Here is an 18,027-nt window from a genome sequence, read left to right as displayed (position 1 = left end):
GTCAATTTTTTTTTATTCTTCGATAAACCTATCTCCAAATTTAATAATTAATTCTTGTTTTATTCTATTCCAATAGTTGGTTGGATTTACCCATTTTTTAGTAATATCATTTTGAGTTAGATACACCAATTTCATCAAAGCCATTTGATTGGTAAAAACACCTTTAGTTTTAGTTGTTTTTCTAATTTGTCTATTAAACCCTTCTACAATATTAGTAGTATACATTAACTTTCTTATGTATTTAGAATATTCAAAGAAATGGGTTAGTTCACTCCAATTTTTTCTCCATGATTTTACAGCTAACGGATATTTTTTATTCCATTTTTTATCAAAATCATCTAAAGCTACCTGAGCTTCTGTAAGATTTACAGCTTTATAGATAGCTTTTAAATCCTCATTAAATTTTGTTCTATCTTTTCGGGCTAAAAAGCGCTTAGAATTACGTATTTGATGAATAATACACTTCTGAATGTTTGTCTTGGGAAATACTGTTTCAATAGCCTCTGAAAAGCCTTTAAGGTTATCAGTACAGGTAATTAAAATATCTTCAACTCCTCTGCTTTGTATATCTGAGAGAACTTCTAACCAAAAACCAGCCCCTTCCTGGTCTGAAATATATAAACCTAAAAGTTCTTTTACTCCTTGAGTATTTAAAGCTAAAACTACATAAACAGCTTTACTGCTTACTCGATGATCCTCTCTTACCTTAAAATGAATAGCATCCAACCAAACTATGGGATAAAAAGTATGTAAACGTTTGCTCTCCCATTGTTTTAATTTAGGGATAATAGTATCAGTTATAGCCGTTAGTTTTCCTACTGAAATATCCAAACCATAGAGTTCTAACAAATGTTCTTGAATTTGACTATAACTAGAGCCTTTAGCATATAAAGACAAGATTTTATTCTCTAATGCTTCTCCTAGAACAGTTTCCCTTTTTCCTATTAGCTTTGGTGTAAAACTACCATCTCTATCTCTTGGAGTAATAATCTCCACAGCACCATAGGAGGTCTTCACCCGTTTCTTCCCCTTACCATTGCGGCGATTTTTTGAAGTGTTTTTTGATAAGTGAGAAGTAAGTTCTCCTTCTAAAGCGCTCTCTAAAAAATCCTTTAGGAGAGGCTGTAAAACACCATCTAATCCACTTAACTCTTTACCAGATTGTAAGTCTGCTATAGCTCTTGCTTTAAAACTCTCGTAATCAAATCTTTTGTCTTGCATATCCATAAATCTATTATTTTTTTAGGATTTATGACACACTTCATTGAATAGTCTCCATATTTGTGATATAAGAAATCATTAATGATTGATAAATTAACTTTTGTGGTTAAAATAGAGGAGGTTACGGGATTCCGTAAGAATATATGAGATTGTTTTTTTAGGTTTACGGGGATTATAGAAAATGATTGAACTTTTAGTATAAAATAACTAGATAGAATTGATGGTAGTTTGGAGATGAAGGTTCTAACTAAATTAAATAAATATGGATGCATATACTTTAAAGGAGAAAAAAAACACTAAGGAATTACATATCTTCAAAGGAATAATGACCTCTGAAGGTTGTACCTCGAATAGCACTTCTATTTGTGGAAAAATGCAAAAAACTCAAAGCCAAGGAAACATTTTTACCTGTAATGATGAAGTTGAAGCTAGAATTAAAAGTGCAAAAAAAGGTAGAAAAGTTTGTGGGACTTGTGTCAGTCATTTATATTCAAACTATTAAAAGAAATTTTAAAATAACAAGACTTTTATTATTCAGATAATTAGGTAAAATGAAAATTTATTAAGATTTAACGAGTTGGTAGTGATATAAAAAACTAGATTAATTCAATAGACATTTTTTAAATAGTAACTTTGCAGAATGTTTTATAGAAGAAAAATAATATTATCATTACTACAGCTTTGTAACGGAAGTATTGAAAAAACTAAATTACAAAAGTTACTCTTTTTATATAGTCAAAGGAAACAAAAACCTGAGTACGAATTTGTTCCATATAAATATGGATGTTACTCTTTTTCAGCTGGTGCTGATTTAGTAACTATGATAAAAAAGGAATACTTGTCTGAATCAGAAAAGGGTTACACAAAAGTTGACTTAAAAGATTATTTATCAATGCTCAAGTCTAAAGATAGAGTACTATTAACTGAAACTATTGAAAGATATGGTAATATGGAAAATGAAAATTTAGTAAGGCACACCTACATTAATTTTCCATATTATGCAATTAATAGTACAATAGCTGAAAGAATTTTGAATGATGAATATTATAATAGAGTTTTAAATAGTATTCCAAATGAGAATAAAAAATCAGTTTTTACAATTGGTTATGAAGGAATAAGTTTAGAAAAATATTTTAATAAACTATTGAAAAATAATATCAAACTTTTGGTTGATGTTAGAAAAAATCCATTGAGTATGAAATATGGATTTAGTAAAACTCTCTTAAAAAGATTTTGTGAGAGTTTAGGTATTAAATATATACACATTCCAGAAGTTGGAATAAATTCAAATCAAAGACAAGCTCTTGAAAAGCAAGAAGATTATGATATCCTTTTTGAGAGTTATAAAAATACAACGTTAAAAGAGACATCAACCCAACAACAAGAAATCATAAGTCTATTAAATGAATATAATAGAATAGCACTTACTTGCTTTGAATCAAATATTTGTCAATGCCATAGGTTGCCATTAGCAGAATCATTAAAATCAATAGAGCCTGATTTAGTTGTTGAACATATATAATTTATGGCAAAAACAAAGGTTCTTATAACAGTTAAAACGTATCCAGCAATTTCAGGAAAATATGATGAGTTAGTTTGTACAGCAGGATTTACAGAAGATGGTAAATGGATTCGTATTTATCCAGTTCCATTTCGAAAAAAAGACTATTCACAACAATACCGAAAATATGAGTGGATTGAAATAGATTTGGTCAAAAATACAAGTGATTTTAGACCAGAAAGCTATAGACCATATTCAATGGATAGTGAAATAAAAATTATTGAATATATAGATACTACTGGAAATTGGTATTTGCGAAAAAAAGCTGTTCTTAATAAAGTATATAGAAACCTTACTGAATTAATTGCCGAAGCAAAAAATAAAAAAATTTGCACTTCATTGGCTGTTTTTAAACCTACAAAAATTAAAGATTTTATAGCTAAAGAAGTTGATAGAAATTGGGATAAAAAGAAAATCGAAAAATTGAAAGCTCAAAGAGAACAAGGGAACTTATTTGAGCATCCTGAAGATCCATTTGAAGTAGTAAATAAGTTGCCATATAAGTTTACGTATGTTATAGAAGATGATGAAGGTAAAGAAAGTCGAATGATGATTGAAGATTGGGAAATTGGAGCTTTGTATTGGCGGCAATTAGCAAAGTATGAAGGGAATGAATTGAAAGCAGTTGACGATGTAAGAAAAAAGTACTTTGATGATTTAGCTATGACAAAAGACTTGTATTTATTTTTGGGAACTTCACAGGTACATCACTATGTATCTCATAATCCATTTATGATTATTGGAACTTTTCATCCTAAAATTGAGCATCAAACAAAATTATTCTGATTAAAAATTAGATGTAGACAATATGTGTTATTCATTGTTGCTATATACATAATTAGTAAAAAATTAGTTTCTTAAACCCTGCAACTAAAATCTTACACAAAAATGTTGCTTATTAAAAGAGAATAGTAGAATTTAATATGAAATCACAAACAAAAAAAGAGCTGTTTAATGATGAAGAAGAAAAACTTTTAGCAAGACCCGCTAATCAATTATTAAATGATTTTGGAGCTGGGAAAGCTTCTCCTGGTTCTGGAAGTGCTGCAGCTTTACTTGCATTACTATCTTCTAAAATGATATATACGGTTTGTTCTATAAGTTTAACTAAGCAAGAATGTTCTGTGCATCATGTGCAATTTAAATTTATCTGCAAACAAGTTGAAGAAAATATAGTTCCAAAATTAAAAGAGCTTTTTGAAAAGGATGCCAGAGATTTTGAACAAGTAGTAAGGTTAAGAGTTTCAAGAGACAATGCAAGTGATAAAAAAGAGAAATCAAATTACTCCAGAAAATCGTTAGATCTTTTACAAACTGCGACAGATTATACATTTGAAGTTGCTAATTCTGCATTGACTTTAATGGAATACGGAATTGGAATTTTTAATAATGGCTGGCACGCTATAAGAGGTGATTCAGGCGTCGCTATTAGTGCTGCTATGTCAGCAGTAATGTCTTCAATTTTTATTATTAATTTGAATTTGAAAACACTTAAGAGGCGTAAGTATGCAAGAGAAAATTTAAAAAGAGTTCAGGAATTACAAAAAAAACTTGAAGAGTTACAAACTAGAGCTTTCTCGTGTGTAAGTTCATTAAGTCAAGAGTCTTTAGCCTCAATACAATTAGAATTAAAAAACGAAAACAGAACTAAAGAAAACACAGATTAAATATGTGTTTGGCTTACTACTTCTTAAGTGTAAAAACAGAGATATATCCTAAAACCGAAACTTTTTTCGGTTTTCTTTTTTCGGCCTGTTGTTTTTTGGCATCCAATCGTTTGGCAACCGCTGCTTTCGAATAATTTTGAAGTGATTCGTTTTTGGTGTATATTTACATCAAAATAAAAATTATGGCAAGGCAAAGTATTTCCTTAACGGAACCGAATGACGAATGGCTAAAAGCCCAAGTAGATACCAAAGAGTACGCAAGTAAAAGTGAATTGGTAAATGATTTGATCCGACAAGCTCGAAAGCAACAAATCGAAATAGACTGGATTCGCGCTAAACTTGAAAAAGCCGAAAATAGCGGGTTTACCAGCGACAGTAAAGCAACCATTTTAGCACAATCGAAGTCTTTGTTACATGGCTAATTACCGATTAAGTAATGAGGCTAAAAACGACCTAATTAGAATTCACCATTACGGAGTCAAAAAATTTGGGGTAGCCCAAGCAGATACTTATTTCAATTCGTTTTTTAACTATTTTGATGTTATTGCCAAACAACCCTTTTCTTTCGAGTCGGTTGACTATATAAAAAAAGGCTACAGGCGTTGCGTTTGCGGAGTTGACAGTATTTACTATAAAATGAATGGACACATTGTTGAGATTATGGCAATTGTAGGAAAGCAAGATGTGAATGAAAAACTGTAGTAACATCTTGCAAAATTAAGAGCTATCCTAAAACCGAAACTTTTTTCGGTTTTCTTTTTTTTCGGCCTGTTGTTTTTTGGTGTCCAACCGTTTGGCAACGGCTGCTTTTTTAGGTTTGGTAGCTTTGCGTACTTTAGGAACTACCAAGGCTTCTTCCAAAAGGTTAAAAAAGCGTTCAATAACCAGTTCTTTATTGCGGTGTTGAGAGCGACTTTCTTGAGAGCTTAGGGTTAATAAATTGTCTTTAGAAAGTCGGGAGTTAAGGCTTTTAAGTAACAATTGTTTTTCCTCATCCGTGAGTCCTTCAGAGTTTTCAATGGCAAAGGTCAATTCTACTTTAGAAGAAACCTTGTTTACATGCTGTCCGCCCGCACCCGAGCTTCGTACGGCTTTAAAGTTGAGTTCTTTTAATAGTTGTTCTTTGTTCATGACTTTGAATGAATGTCTCAAATATAGGGAATCTATTACTGTTTGTAAAGGGGGCTTAATAACCGTCATTACGAAGGAGGTTACGACTGAGAAACCGCAAGGTTCAGCGGAGCTAAATCTCAGAGTTAGGTGTTGGATACTCTAAAAAATAGTATCAAGCCTCCCTTGATGAGATTTCTCCCTCCGGTCGAAATGACGTTTGTTTTGTTTTATTATAATAATTAATAACTGTCATTTCGAAGGAGGTTACGACTGAGAAATCTTTTAGTTGAGAACTCATAATTTGAAGATTGCTTCGTTTCACTCGCAATGACGTTAACTATAGTTGTAGTGACGGTATGTTTTTAGGTTCGTCATAACGACGTGGTTATTGAGCGGAGTCGAAATAAACGACGTGGTTATCTTTTGCTCGATAAACAGATTGCTTCTCCCGACATATCGGGATCGCAATGACGTAACTTATCATTTCGAACTGTAGTGAAATGTAAGTGAGAAATCTCAAGGTTTAACGGAGCTAAATCTTAATAATGGTAGTTACTCCTTTTAATGAGATTCCTCACTTTGTTCGGAATGACGTTTAGTTATTCTTACAAATCGTAGTTAGGAGCGTCTGGTGATTGATGCATAAAATGCATGTCAATATCGGTAAGGGTGTCAGAAAAAGAATATAGGTTTTCTTTTTTAGCTAACAATTCGTCAATTACAGCTACTGCTTTTTTTAAGCGGGTTTCTTTGTCTCCTTTTAACAACACATACGGACGGTTGTATTTTTTTAGCGCCTTTTCAAACGCTTGGAACATTTCTAAACGCTGTTCGGGTCTGTCACGTAAATCGTCTTCTTCCCAAGGCGTGTCTATATAGGTTAAAAAATACATGTCGTAGTTGTTTGCAATGGCAGCCTCATCTAACTTCGCATCCACAAAACCACCGTAATACTCTTCAGAATACACTTTGGTTTCTAATAAATCGGTATCGCAAATCAGGAGTTTATCGGCTTTTTTAGCCAACTCATTTTCCAAGCGTATTTGTCCCTCTGCAATCGGAATCAAATCTTCAGACTCACAGGTTTTACGCTCATTGTTCCATTTATCCTGTAAATATTCACGAGCATATTCCGGTGTCCAAACCGTATTGTAATACCGTGCCAGTTGTCTTGAAAGCGTTGTTTTTCCCGTGCTTTCCGGTCCGAATAAAACCACCTTTACGAGGTTGATAGGTCGTTGTGTAAGTGTTTTTTCCATGCTAAATATCCTGCAATGGCTATAAAGGTAAATATTAAATATTGAAAACTGGTAAAGGTAAATCCTTTATAAAAGTATAGGGGAACAGAAATAATATCGCCGATAATCCAATAGACCCAGTTTTCTATCTTTCGTTTTGCCATGAGCCACATCCCTACAAAAAATACGGCGGTGGTAACGGTATCTACATAAGCTGTCCAGCTTGTCCATTTGTCGAAACCAGTGTACACGGCATACACAAAAAACAACGTAGCTATAAAAATAAGGGCGCTTAATTTTTTCTCTTTAGGCGTGGTTCTGGAAATAGGCGTTACATGCGTGGCATCTACCTTACGTGTCCAAATATACCAACCGTACACACTCATGATAAAATAGTAACCGTTAATCATCATGTCGCCCAACAATTCCCACTTTAACAAAAGGTACACAAAAATAGCGGTACTAATCATTCCGGTAGGGAACACCCAAATTTTATTCTGTTTAGAATACCAAACGGATAAAAACCCAAAAATAACGGCAATAATCTCTAACCAAACATCTATGGGATTATAGTCGGCATACTGACCGAAAAGAAAATCAAAAGTTTGGCTCATAGTCGCTACGGTCCGTTTTTATAATCTTCATAAATAACAACCCGTTATCTATCAATTCAAAGGTGTTTTTTAATTCAGTAGTCACCAAATTCATAACGGTATCGTAATCGCCATACACCTGAGTGCTTAGCGGATTTTCTAATACGGTTAATCCGGAAGCACGTAGTTTTTTAATAAAATTGATAATAGGTGCTTCAAATTCGTTTTGAAGCGGACTTAAGGTAAGTTCTACGGAGATTTTCATTGTTCTTTTTTATTGAAAAGAAACAAAGTTACGAAGATTAAGAAATCCAACTGCTTTGAATCTTATCAAATATCCACTTTTCTTTTTCTTTTTTAAATACTAAAATATAACCACCTCCACTTAAATAAACAGTTTTTGGATGTTTGTTACTCACAATCCAAGTATTGTTAATTTTAACAGTAGCTATGTCTTTTTCAATTTTAATAAATTCAAAAGAAAGGTGTAAAAAATCTTCCCAAGTTTTATTAGCTATATTTTGCAATTCTTCTTTTGATTTTAAACAGAAGCTGACATTTTCAATTTTATTTGGAACTTCATTTTCTTGGAGCATTTTAGCATTTTTTTCCCAATCTGATGTTGTTGGGTAATGTTTTTCTTCTGTATGATATTCACTAGATAGATAAATCCGATGTTTTTTCCATAGTAATCGATAATCAGGAATATCTTTCTGTATAACTGCAGCTCGTTTTAAAGATAAATACACTAATTCTTTTAAGTCAGAGTCAATTATAAATTCTATTTCAGAAGAATTAAAGTACTTGTCTTTTATGTACAAAGGTCTTGAACAACTTGAAATTATAATGGCTAAAAATAATAGGCAGAATCTTTTCATAGTAATTGTTTTGATGTTTTTTAATCTAAACTTATACCAAAATTTTCAGGTCTTAGCTCTTTCTTTTTTCTTCTGTCTCTTTTCCTTTTTCTATTTAAAAAGCATACACACAAGTAAATCCTTCCATTTCTAAGAAATGGATATCATAGTCAGAAGTTTCACCTTCGTATAAAATTTTACCAGTAGTTTCATTGGTTTCAAAAGAAAAATCTTCAATATAAATATTTTCCAAGAACAGTAATTTTTTCTTTCCGTATATTTTGTATAAACTTTCTTTAGCTCCCCAAACAATGGTTAATTTACTTACTAAAGCATCGTGATTGGCAATAGATTTATATTCTTCTATAGGGGTAAACTTGTGCGCTATTTTTACAATTTTATCTCGGCGTTTTTCAATGTCAATTCCTACAGGAGCTTCTTCAGAAATAATAATAGCGGTAAAGGTAAAGGAGTGCGTAATAGAAATATGTTTTCCGTCTTGCAAATGAGGTTTACCAAAGGCATCATACACTAAATCATCGTCTGAATAGCCAACTTCTTTTAGCAAATGACGAATGCTTAAAAAACCTCTTTGATGCAAATCAGACTTCATACCATCAACACGAGATTGGCTATTATCGGTTAAGATAATTCCGGAGCATAAGTCTTCATAAGATTCATCAATCTTCCAAATCAGGACTTTAGTGTTATTGTTAACGATTACCGTTTTGTAAAGAGGCATAAGTTAAAAAGTTATTCCGTACCTTTGCGGTTCGAAAAGTTTGATAATAAATATACAAAAAATATGAGCACAAAAACAGCTACATACACTCCACACAAAGTTAAGGATATTTCTTTAGCTGAATGGGGAAGAAAAGAGATTGAATTGGCAGAAGCAGAAATGCCCGGATTAATGAGCTTACGTGAAGAGTATAAAGAAGAGCAGCCATTAAAAGGAGCAAGAATTGCAGGTTGTTTACACATGACCATACAAACGGCAGTTTTAATTGAAACTTTACAAGCGTTAGGGGCTGAGGTAACTTGGAGTTCATGTAATATTTTTTCAACTCAAGATCAGGCTGCTGCTGCTATTGCTGCTGCCGGAACTTCTGTATATGCTTGGAAAGGAATGAACGAGGAAGAGTTTGATTGGTGTATTGAACAAACCTTGTTTTTTGGTGAAGATCGTAAGCCATTAAACATGATTTTAGATGATGGTGGAGATTTAACTAATATGGTATTTGATAAATATCCGCATTTAGTAGACGGAATTAAAGGATTGTCTGAAGAAACAACTACCGGAGTTCACCGTTTATACGAGCGTATGAAAAATGGAACGTTACCTATGCCTGCCATTAACGTAAATGACTCGGTTACTAAATCGAAGTTTGACAACAAATACGGATGTAAAGAATCTGCAGTAGATGCAATTCGTCGTGCTACGGATGTTATGTTAGCTGGTAAAAGAGTAGTAGTTTGTGGTTATGGTGATGTAGGTAAAGGTACAGCGGCTTCTTTCCGTGGAGCAGGTTCTATCGTTACCGTTACCGAGATTGATCCTATTTGTGCCTTACAAGCTGCTATGGACGGTTTTGAAGTAAAGAAATTAGAAACCGTAGTAGGGAATGCTGATATTGTAATTACGACTACCGGGAATAAAGATATTGTTCGTGCTGAGCATTTTGAAGCGATGAAAGATAAAACTATCGTATGTAATATTGGTCACTTTGATAATGAGATTGATATGGCTTGGTTAAACAAAACTTACGGAAATACCAAAGTTGAAATTAAACCTCAGGTTGATAAATACAATGTAAAAGGAAATGATATTATCATTTTAGCAGAAGGACGTTTAGTAAACTTAGGATGTGCTACCGGTCATCCAAGCTTTGTAATGTCTAACTCATTTACCAACCAAACGTTGGCACAAATTGAATTGTGGAACAACGCCGGAGCCTACAACAATGAAGTGTATATGTTACCAAAACACTTAGATGAAAAAGTAGCAAAATTACACTTAGCTAAGATTGGTGTTGAGTTAACTGAGTTACGTGAAGATCAAGCTGAGTATATCGGAGTAACGGTGGAAGGTCCATATAAGCCGGAACACTATAGATACTAGAATTTAGATTTTTAGAATCAAGATATAAAAAAATCCCGCAGTTTTACTGCGGGATTTTTTTGATTTGAAGTATTGTTATTTTCTTAATAGGCTAAAGTTACCCTTTTTTTGTATAATATTACCTTTTGGGTCAATAAGCTTTGCTTTAAACCAATAATCATTAGAAGGTGATTGAGTACCTTGATATAAACCATCCCAACCTACCTCATCTATAGATAGCTTTTTTATTAATTTTCCATATCTATTAAAAATTAGAACTTCTCCATTAGTGTAAAAACTTTTATCAATACCTAAAATGTGCCAAGTGTCGTTAATTCCATCATTATTTGGGGTGAAAAATTTAGGATAACTGATAATAGAAGTTTCAAAAGATTGAATCCCACAACCATTTATATCATTAACTAAAATAGTATATAGACCTCCTTTTAAATTGTCGAAAAAAGGAGTTTCTTGATAATCGTATATAACGTTTAAATCAGAATCTAATAAACTAAATTCATAATTTCCTAATCCAATATTTTGTATGTTAATTCTAATACTATTGTTATCTGAATCGTCTATAATCTCCAAATCATTAATAGTAATATTAGCAATATTCGATTCTCTTATTTGAATACTTTTTACTTCAGATTCGCATCCAAATTCTGTGGTAGCTTTCACAAAATATATGCCTCCTTTAGAAATTTTAAGATTAATAGAGTTACTAATTGATGTTCCCTCAGCGTCTTTCCATTCATAGGAGTAATTACCATTAGGGTTTTTAACCTTAATCTCTAAAGGAGTCGCACTATTTATACAAAAAATAGCTTCACTGTCTAGATGAAAATTAGGTTTTTCTCTTACTATGAAATCAATAGTTGCTTCATCAAAACAACCTGTGTATTGAGGGTTTTCAATTTTTACTTTTATAGTTTGTGTGTTTGTTATAAAAGGATTTGGAAGTGGACTAGGTAAAGGGGTGTTATTATTGTCAAAGTATTTTACAACCATTCCTGTTTGAGTTCCTAAAATTGTATTTTCAATACTAGAAGTATCAAAAGAGGCTATTCCATCAAAATCGTCATCACATTGTTCTTGTATAGTGATAGGGTTTATAACAGGTACTGAGTTTACAATAAAATCAATAGTAGTCTCATCATAGCATTGTCCATTTAAGTCTTTTGAAAGAGTGTTAACTACCCTTACCTTAATTGTTTGTGTGGTTGTTGAAAAAGGGTTGGGTAACGGGCTAGGTAAAGGATTATTATTTTCATCAAAATAACTAACAGTTACATCAGTTTGATTACCAATAATTGTGTTTTGAATTGAAGAGGTGTCAAAATCAAATATTCCATCACTATCATTATCACATTCCGGATTTATAGTTACTGCATTAGCAATAGGCATTTTCTCAACATTTAGTGTTATATAATGTCCAAGACCTAAACAATCATTATTCAATTCACTATCAACTCTGACATAAATATCTTGTTTATTTGGAGAATTAATATTTTGATAATTTGTGATATCTGTTATTTCATTGAATTCGGATGAGGCATCTGTTTCACTTTTATAATATTTAATAATTAGTTGTTGACTAGAAGGGAATAAGTCTTTTATTTCTTGAGAAACTGAGCTAAAATCAAAAGTTGCTACTCCATCTTTAGTGTCTATTCCATCATCACATTTATAAAATATTTTTGAAAAAGTAGCAGGGATTTGGGTTGTTGAAACTATTAAGTTTACTTCACTTAATTTATAACAACCATAGTTGTTTTCAACTCTTGCCCATACTTTATCATTACTAATAGTTTGGTTGGTATATGCAGAAGTATTAGATATAGGAGTCAGATTGTTTTCTGCTAAAGTTTTTTCTTTAAAAAAAGTGATTGTATAATCTTCATGATTTAAAGTTATTTTAGATTTAGCTTCGTTTAAGTTGAAATTAGTAAACCCATTTAAATCAATATTGTCGCATTGTTTTAATAAAACAGAAGGTTCTATGTTTGGCAATTCATTTATTTCAATAATAAATGATGTTTCTCCAGATTTTGATGGGTCAGATAAGTGTTTTACTTTTACATAAATAGTTTCTTTACGAACAGAATTTTTATACTCTTTAGGGTTAGAAATTTCGCTTGTTAAGTCTACATCTTTATAATATGATATTTGATAATCTGATAAAGGTCCATTAATTAAAATTTCATCTTGATTTTGTGTTAAATCAAGTTTAATAATACCGTCGGTATCTGTCCCAAAAGAAGTGTTATCACAAAAAGATAAATCAGGTATGTTTTGATTAATTGAATTACCTATAATTATACCACAGCTTTCATTAAATTTTGTAATTGTACCATCTATTCCATTTGTGCTTTTTTTGTTAATGATATGACCAAAATTTTCATAATTTTCAGAACCATTAATATAAAAGCCTATATTTCTGCTTATATAATAGTTGTCATTAGTGTCTTTAAAAAAACCACTTATCCTATCTTGATAAAAAAAACTTTGATTATTAATTCCGTTACTAATAAGGCGTTTTATGTTTCCTTCAAGATCATAAATGGCTAAAAAATAGTCGTTAATATAAAAAGAAGCTTTAATGTTTTTTCCATTAGTACTTAAAAATTCCACTTCGGTAGATATAGAGCCAAAATTTCTTACTGTACCAACCGTGATAATTTCATTATTAGATTTTATAATTTTATATCCAGTGCCAGAATAAGAATGTGTTGCGCCTTTAATCCATTCACAAATTCCATTAGTATTTACTTTAGCAATAAAAAGTGTACCTACTTTTTCTGAAGTTATTGAGCCATCAGTGTTTTCAAAAACCTGATGAGGAGAATTATCATAATGTGCATCGTTAGAGCCAGATATGTATGAGTTACCTTGGTCATCTACTGCCATAGACCAAGCTCGTACACCATTACTCACGGGATCATTTAAAAGACTTTTTACCTTCCATAAAAATTGTCCATTTTTATCAAACTTTATTAAGAATGTTTTTGTAGGGTAACTACTCCAAGTGATAATGTTTGGGTTGTTAGTCATTCCTGCTGAATATATTTCTGCATTGGAACTACAATAACCAGTTACATAAATATTATTGTTTTTATCACTTCCTAGGTCTATTAAAAATTCACTATTTGGTCCAGAAGTTTTAATACCAGTATACCATAATAATTTTCCTTCAGGGTTTAATTTTAATAGACAGCGATTAACATAATTACGATCATTTCCCATAGCCTCAAAATTTGGTAATTTATCAGTTACAGTTCCGTTAAAATAGAAGTTAAATTTGTTGTTTTCGTAAATATTAGCATCTCCGCTTAATAAAATATTACCCTCATTATCTATATTTATTCTTTTACTAAATATATTTTCAATAAATATATACCATAAAAATTCTCCATTTTTATCTAGTTTAGCGATGAAGTTTGAAGAAGAGTTGGAGCCAAAATTTATTTTAGTTCCTTTAGAATCAAAAAACACACCTCTAGAATCTCCAATAACATATATATTACCTTCTTTGTCTTCTACAGATCCAAACATTACATCTCTATATGAATTAATGTTTTTTTCAGTGTATACAATCCATTTAAGATTTCCGTTATAGTCGTGCTTTGTTAAATAACTTCCATCTTTATCTTTTAAATTGTTGTAAACATTATTATCATTTGAGTCAAAAGTTTGCCTATTGTATTGGCCTGTTGTTAAGAAACCACCACTAATCTCTTCTAAACTAGTTGTTTCGGGGTCATGATAACCAGGGTACTCATTGTTGTTATATTGACCATTATAAATATCAATACCATTGTTAATTAGTGTCCAACAATCATTGTTGTTTTGTGCATTTAGAAGAAAACTGAATAAAAACACGATAATGTAGTATAGCTTCTTTTTCATAGTTGGCGAGATTAAATAAAATTTTTCTATTAAGTTTTTAGAATTAACTTATTTCTAAAATATATAACAAAGAAAGTAAAAAAACACTTATATAAAAGAAGGGATAAATAAAAACCCCATAACTTAGTTACGGGATTTTCTATTTTATGTGTAAAAGTTTATTCAGTTGGAATACGCTCATCAATCATTTTTAGAGGCATATCGTCCATTAAATCAATTAAATCTAAGATATCTCTTACTTTCTCTTCTTCTTCAGCTTGTTCAGTAACAAACCATTGTAAGAATAATTCAGAGGTAAAATCTCCTACCTGACGAGCCTTTTTAAATACGTGATGAATAGACTGCGTAACTTCAATTTCAGCGTCTAAAGAAGCCTCAAAAGTATCACGTAAGCTTTCAAATTCATGTGGAACTTCTGTTATCGTAGGCGATAAAGCACTACCTCCGTTATCATTAATGAATTTGAAAATTTTCATCATATGGGTTCTTTCTTCTTCTGCCTGATTGTAAAAATATGTAGCACTGTTTCTAAGCTCTCGTTGATCACACCAAGAAGCCATGGCTAAATATTTCGAAGAAGCTCTCTGTTCCATCATAATTTGCTGATTTAATAAATCAACAACTTCAACATGTAAAATCATGTCTCTTCGTATTGCAGTTTTCATATTACTAGTGTTTTTTGATGATTGTAGTAGTAAAGATACGGATTTAAAAAGCCTAAAAATAGAAGGAGGTCTAATTTAAAAGTAGTCTTAGTAACCGTTAGTTACGCTACTGTTGTAGATGTAGATTGTTCAAAAACAGAAAGTACTAAGTTTTTTAATTCTAATATTTGAGGAATGTTTAAGAATAACAAGTGTTTGTTATCTGCTACAAAAAGTAAAATAAAATTATCTTCATTTAAAATGGTTTCGATAGCCTCATAAGTTGAGTATTCTATTATTTTTTTTCTAAATGATAATAACTGACAAAAAGTTAAATCAATAACCTTGAAGCCTAAATCAAGTTGATAGGCGTTTCGTTTAGTATAAACTAATTTATAGTGAAAACTTTTTGTACAAAATTCCATGGTGCAAATATATTATTTTTAATTAATCTAAAAAATGATTAATTAAAACAAACAAAAAGGGCTCATTTTTGTGAGCCCTCAGTATTATTTATGATTAAACTTTTATTATAAGTTTAATGAAGTTAATAATTCTGTCAATTTAGGATCAGATGGTCTAGGTGCATCTGGACTAATGATTTTACCCTCAGTATCAATAAGTATAAAACGAGGAATTCCGTTTATTTTGTAATCTTGTACAAACTTTGAAGTCCAGTTATTATCAGCAATTAGTTGAATACCTCCTAACTCTTTTTCAGCAACCATTTGTTTCCAAGTTTCATAATCTTTAGGTTGATCAACTGAAATACTAACAAACTCAATGTTTTTGTCATGAAATTGCTCTTCAACTTTTTTAAGGTGAGGTATTTCATTTTTACATGGTTGACACCAAGTAGCCCAAACATCAATATATACATATTTACCTTTTAAATCATCTAAAGATGTAGTACCTCCTTTATGATTTTCATATCCTTCAAATTTTGGAGAATCTAAACCTTTAGCTAAGTTTTTGGCCATGTAGGCTTTTACTTCGTAGTTTTGATATAAATATTGTTTAAGTCCTTCAATTCCTTCATGTTGATTTTTAGTAAAAACAGAGTCTAATTGTTTTTCTCCAATTCTCGTTTTAAAACCATCTACATATGAATTAATTTTTGCATCAAAATCTTCTTTAGAAAGATCAAAAAGGCCTTCGTCACTAAAGAAGGCTTCTTGTGCTAAAGCAGATTTAGCTAAGAAGTTACTTTCGTCAGAACCTTTACCGGCATACGTAACAGTTTCATCAAACTGCTTTGTATCGATGGTCATGTTAATTTCATCTCCGTTTCTTAAGAAAACAGGTGTTTGCTCTGCTCCGTCATAAATAGTATAAATACCATTTTTAACATTTAAAGTATCTTTAAAATTACCATTTTCGTCAACTTTGATAACTCTTTTAAATCCTAATTGACGATTAGAAACAACTATTGAGTCTGAGTTTTTATTTGTAATTTTTCCTGAAAAAGTAACGTAATTTTTAGGTTCTTGTTTACATGAAACTATAGCTAAACAAGCTAAGCTTAAATAAATTAGTTTTTTCATTTCGGTTTAATTAATGTTTTAGCGGTGGACTAAAGTAATGAATAATAATGAATACAAAATATTTTTAACGTATAATTACTTTTTATATTGTTTTTAACGCTGAAAAATACCTTTATAGGCATATTTAACTTAACCAACCTTCTCTGTCTAAACTTCTATACTGTATGGCTTCAGAAATGTGCTGAGGTTGTATATCTTTACTGGAGTCAAGATCAGCAATAGTTCTGGATACCTTTAAAATTCTATCATAAGCTCTGGCAGAAAGGTTTAGTTTTTCCATAGCTGTTTTTAACAGACTTTTACTTTCCGTTGATAGCTTACAAAACTCTTTAATGTGTTTTACATTCATTTGCGCATTGTAGTGTATGGTATTTAAATCACTAAATCTTAATGATTGTGTTTCGCGAGCTTTAATTACTCTTTTTCTAATATCAACACTACTTTCGCTTTTTCTGTCATCTGAAAGCTTATCAAAAGGCACGGGAGTAACCTCTATGTGAATATCAATTCTGTCTAATAAAGGTCCTGATATTTTGTTTAAATAACGTTGCATTTCTGTTGGTGAAGAAGTAATAGGAGAATCAGGATCATTAAAATAGCCAGACGGGCTTGGATTCATACTGGCAACTAACATAAAACTACACGGATAATTAACGGTAAATTTAGCTCGTGAAATGGTAACTTCTCTATCTTCTAAAGGTTGTCGCATGACTTCTAATACTGTTCTTTTAAATTCCGGAAGTTCATCTAAAAAAAGTACACCATTATGAGCAAGAGATATTTCACCGGGTTGTGGATATTGTCCACCTGTGAAATTTAGAACTATATGATAAAAAACACTATAAAAATTAGTGAATTTTTACAAAAGAAAATGATAAATTCTTATCTTGATGATGAGTTTTATTCATTTTTAACAGAAGAAGCGATAATAAGTTTGAAAAAAGTACGAGAAATAGGGTTGAAAAATTTCAGTTTATCGGGGAATATTTCAAGTTTAAAAACAAATGATTTGGTATCTTTTGAATCATCTTTAGAGAGGGATTATATAAATCTCTTAGAATTTGACTCAGCTGTTTCAACTTATTGTGAGCAACCCATGAAAATATACTTTACAGTAAACTCTAAAAAAAGTTATTATGTTCCAGACTTTTATGTGAAATATATAGATGGGAGAAAAGATGAAATTATAGAAATAAAGTATAGAAATGATTTAGAGAAACATAAAAGGAAATATAGAAACAAATTTAATGCAGCTAAATTATTTTGTGAGGAGAATAATTTAAATTTTAAAATAATAGATGAAACTAAAATTAGAACTCCATTTTTAGATAATTGTAAATTTTTAATACCATATAGAAGGACCAATAATATTATAGATTTTTTAGATATAACTATATTAGAAGAAAGAATAAAAGCAATTAAGTTTGCTACTCCTAAAAGTATTATCAATGATTCTTTTTTTCCGGAAGACAGAAAAGCAGAGCTATTATATACTTTATGGTATATGGTGGCAAATGGTATGGTAAAAATAGATTTAAGGGAAAAATTAACGATGTATTCTCAAATTAAAATTTAGAAG

The 18,027-nt window shown here is 31.0% G+C and carries 19 protein-coding genes and 1 pseudogene; 8 read left to right on the top strand and 12 right to left on the bottom strand.

Translation table 11 applies throughout. From position 1 onward, the window contains the following. Nucleotides 1-12: 12 nt before the first annotated feature. Nucleotides 13-1,221 carry an IS256 family transposase gene (locus ACQY1Q_RS12190; protein WP_431005607.1) on the bottom strand — a complete coding sequence of 403 codons (1,209 nt, stop codon included), beginning with the start codon at nucleotides 1,219-1,221 and terminating at the stop codon, nucleotides 13-15. Nucleotides 1,222-1,483: 262 nt separating this feature from the next. Here ACQY1Q_RS12190 and ACQY1Q_RS12185 point away from each other — a divergent pair, with 262 nt between their 5' ends. The 6 genes from ACQY1Q_RS12185 (at nucleotide 1,484) to ACQY1Q_RS12160 (ending at nucleotide 5,151) form a co-directional block, all read left to right on the top strand. Next, on the top strand, nucleotides 1,484-1,723 hold the full coding sequence (locus ACQY1Q_RS12185; protein ID WP_431005598.1) for a hypothetical protein: 240 nt from the start codon (nucleotides 1,484-1,486) through the stop codon (nucleotides 1,721-1,723). A gap of 138 nt (nucleotides 1,724-1,861) precedes the next feature. Further along, complete coding sequence (locus ACQY1Q_RS12180; RefSeq protein ID WP_431005597.1) at nucleotides 1,862-2,743, top strand: DUF488 family protein; 882 nt, start codon at nucleotides 1,862-1,864, stop codon at nucleotides 2,741-2,743. 3 nt (nucleotides 2,744-2,746) lie between these two features. Beyond that, nucleotides 2,747-3,568, top strand: a complete 822-nt coding sequence (locus ACQY1Q_RS12175; protein WP_408028424.1) for a hypothetical protein — start codon at nucleotides 2,747-2,749, stop codon at nucleotides 3,566-3,568. Nucleotides 3,569-3,705: 137 nt separating this feature from the next. Further along, nucleotides 3,706-4,449, top strand: coding sequence for a cyclodeaminase/cyclohydrolase family protein (locus tag ACQY1Q_RS12170; protein ID WP_431005596.1), 744 nt, complete (start codon nucleotides 3,706-3,708; stop codon nucleotides 4,447-4,449). A 182-nt stretch (nucleotides 4,450-4,631) separates the two neighbouring features. Continuing rightward, nucleotides 4,632-4,871: a ribbon-helix-helix domain-containing protein gene (locus tag ACQY1Q_RS12165; RefSeq protein ID WP_431005595.1), complete on the top strand. Its 240-nt coding sequence runs from the start codon at nucleotides 4,632-4,634 to the stop codon at nucleotides 4,869-4,871. Further along, nucleotides 4,864-5,151: a type II toxin-antitoxin system RelE/ParE family toxin gene (locus ACQY1Q_RS12160; RefSeq protein WP_431005594.1), complete on the top strand. Its 288-nt coding sequence runs from the start codon at nucleotides 4,864-4,866 to the stop codon at nucleotides 5,149-5,151. The genes ACQY1Q_RS12165 and ACQY1Q_RS12160 overlap by 8 nt, the downstream gene beginning before the upstream one ends. A gap of 27 nt (nucleotides 5,152-5,178) precedes the next feature. Here the strand turns inward: ACQY1Q_RS12160 and arfB are convergent, their stop codons facing one another. The 6 genes from arfB to ACQY1Q_RS12130 all read right to left on the bottom strand — a co-directional run bounded on the left by arfB (nucleotide 5,179) and on the right by ACQY1Q_RS12130 (nucleotide 8,992). Next, nucleotides 5,179-5,580: an alternative ribosome rescue aminoacyl-tRNA hydrolase ArfB gene (gene arfB / locus ACQY1Q_RS12155; protein ID WP_431005593.1), complete on the bottom strand. Its 402-nt coding sequence runs from the start codon at nucleotides 5,578-5,580 to the stop codon at nucleotides 5,179-5,181. A 587-nt stretch (nucleotides 5,581-6,167) separates the two neighbouring features. Further along, nucleotides 6,168-6,821, bottom strand: a complete 654-nt coding sequence (locus ACQY1Q_RS12150; protein ID WP_431005592.1) for an AAA family ATPase — start codon at nucleotides 6,819-6,821, stop codon at nucleotides 6,168-6,170. After that, a complete protein-coding gene (gene pnuC, locus ACQY1Q_RS12145; protein WP_431005591.1) occupies nucleotides 6,782-7,414 on the bottom strand; it encodes a nicotinamide riboside transporter PnuC in 633 nt (210 codons plus the stop codon). Before pnuC ends, ACQY1Q_RS12150 begins: the two co-directional genes overlap by 40 nt. Beyond that, nucleotides 7,398-7,658, bottom strand: coding sequence for a hypothetical protein (locus tag ACQY1Q_RS12140; protein ID WP_431005590.1), 261 nt, complete (start codon nucleotides 7,656-7,658; stop codon nucleotides 7,398-7,400). Before ACQY1Q_RS12140 ends, pnuC begins: the two co-directional genes overlap by 17 nt. Before the next feature lie 37 nt (nucleotides 7,659-7,695). Next, nucleotides 7,696-8,271 (bottom strand): hypothetical protein, encoded by a 576-nt coding sequence (locus ACQY1Q_RS12135; RefSeq protein ID WP_431005589.1) that lies wholly within the window; start codon nucleotides 8,269-8,271, stop codon nucleotides 7,696-7,698. Nucleotides 8,272-8,365: 94 nt separating this feature from the next. Beyond that, nucleotides 8,366-8,992 (bottom strand): 4'-phosphopantetheinyl transferase family protein, encoded by a 627-nt coding sequence (locus ACQY1Q_RS12130; protein ID WP_431005588.1) that lies wholly within the window; start codon nucleotides 8,990-8,992, stop codon nucleotides 8,366-8,368. 63 nt (nucleotides 8,993-9,055) lie between these two features. Here ACQY1Q_RS12130 and ahcY point away from each other — a divergent pair, with 63 nt between their 5' ends. Beyond that, nucleotides 9,056-10,372, top strand: a complete 1,317-nt coding sequence (gene ahcY, locus ACQY1Q_RS12125) for an adenosylhomocysteinase (protein WP_431005587.1) — start codon at nucleotides 9,056-9,058, stop codon at nucleotides 10,370-10,372. Nucleotides 10,373-10,447: 75 nt separating this feature from the next. Here ahcY and ACQY1Q_RS12120 read toward each other — a convergent pair whose 3' ends face one another. The 5 genes and pseudogenes from ACQY1Q_RS12120 to ACQY1Q_RS12100 form a co-directional block, all read right to left on the bottom strand. Continuing rightward, nucleotides 10,448-14,260 (bottom strand): T9SS type B sorting domain-containing protein, encoded by a 3,813-nt coding sequence (locus ACQY1Q_RS12120; protein ID WP_431005586.1) that lies wholly within the window; start codon nucleotides 14,258-14,260, stop codon nucleotides 10,448-10,450. Nucleotides 14,261-14,418: 158 nt separating this feature from the next. Then, nucleotides 14,419-14,925: a ferritin gene (locus ACQY1Q_RS12115; protein ID WP_431005585.1), complete on the bottom strand. Its 507-nt coding sequence runs from the start codon at nucleotides 14,923-14,925 to the stop codon at nucleotides 14,419-14,421. Between the two features lie 101 nt (nucleotides 14,926-15,026). Further along, on the bottom strand, nucleotides 15,027-15,329 hold the full coding sequence (locus tag ACQY1Q_RS12110; RefSeq protein ID WP_431005584.1) for a hypothetical protein: 303 nt from the start codon (nucleotides 15,327-15,329) through the stop codon (nucleotides 15,027-15,029). A 105-nt stretch (nucleotides 15,330-15,434) separates the two neighbouring features. Next, on the bottom strand, nucleotides 15,435-16,448 hold the full coding sequence (locus ACQY1Q_RS12105) for a TlpA family protein disulfide reductase (RefSeq protein WP_431005583.1): 1,014 nt from the start codon (nucleotides 16,446-16,448) through the stop codon (nucleotides 15,435-15,437). 124 nt (nucleotides 16,449-16,572) lie between these two features. Next, nucleotides 16,573-17,256 (bottom strand): annotated as a pseudogene (locus ACQY1Q_RS12100) (YifB family Mg chelatase-like AAA ATPase); the annotation flags it as partial. A gap of 18 nt (nucleotides 17,257-17,274) precedes the next feature. Here ACQY1Q_RS12100 and ACQY1Q_RS12095 point away from each other — a divergent pair. Then, the gene (locus ACQY1Q_RS12095; protein WP_431005582.1) at nucleotides 17,275-18,024 is read left to right on the top strand and encodes a TnsA endonuclease N-terminal domain-containing protein; all 750 of its coding nucleotides are present in this window, start codon (nucleotides 17,275-17,277) and stop codon (nucleotides 18,022-18,024) included. The last annotated feature ends 3 nt before the right edge of the window (nucleotides 18,025-18,027 follow it).

Source organism: Tenacibaculum sp. TC6, from assembly GCF_050606265.1.
Taxonomy (GTDB): Bacteria; Bacteroidota; Bacteroidia; order Flavobacteriales; family Flavobacteriaceae; genus Polaribacter.
This window is presented reverse-complemented; position numbering and strand designations above follow the sequence as displayed.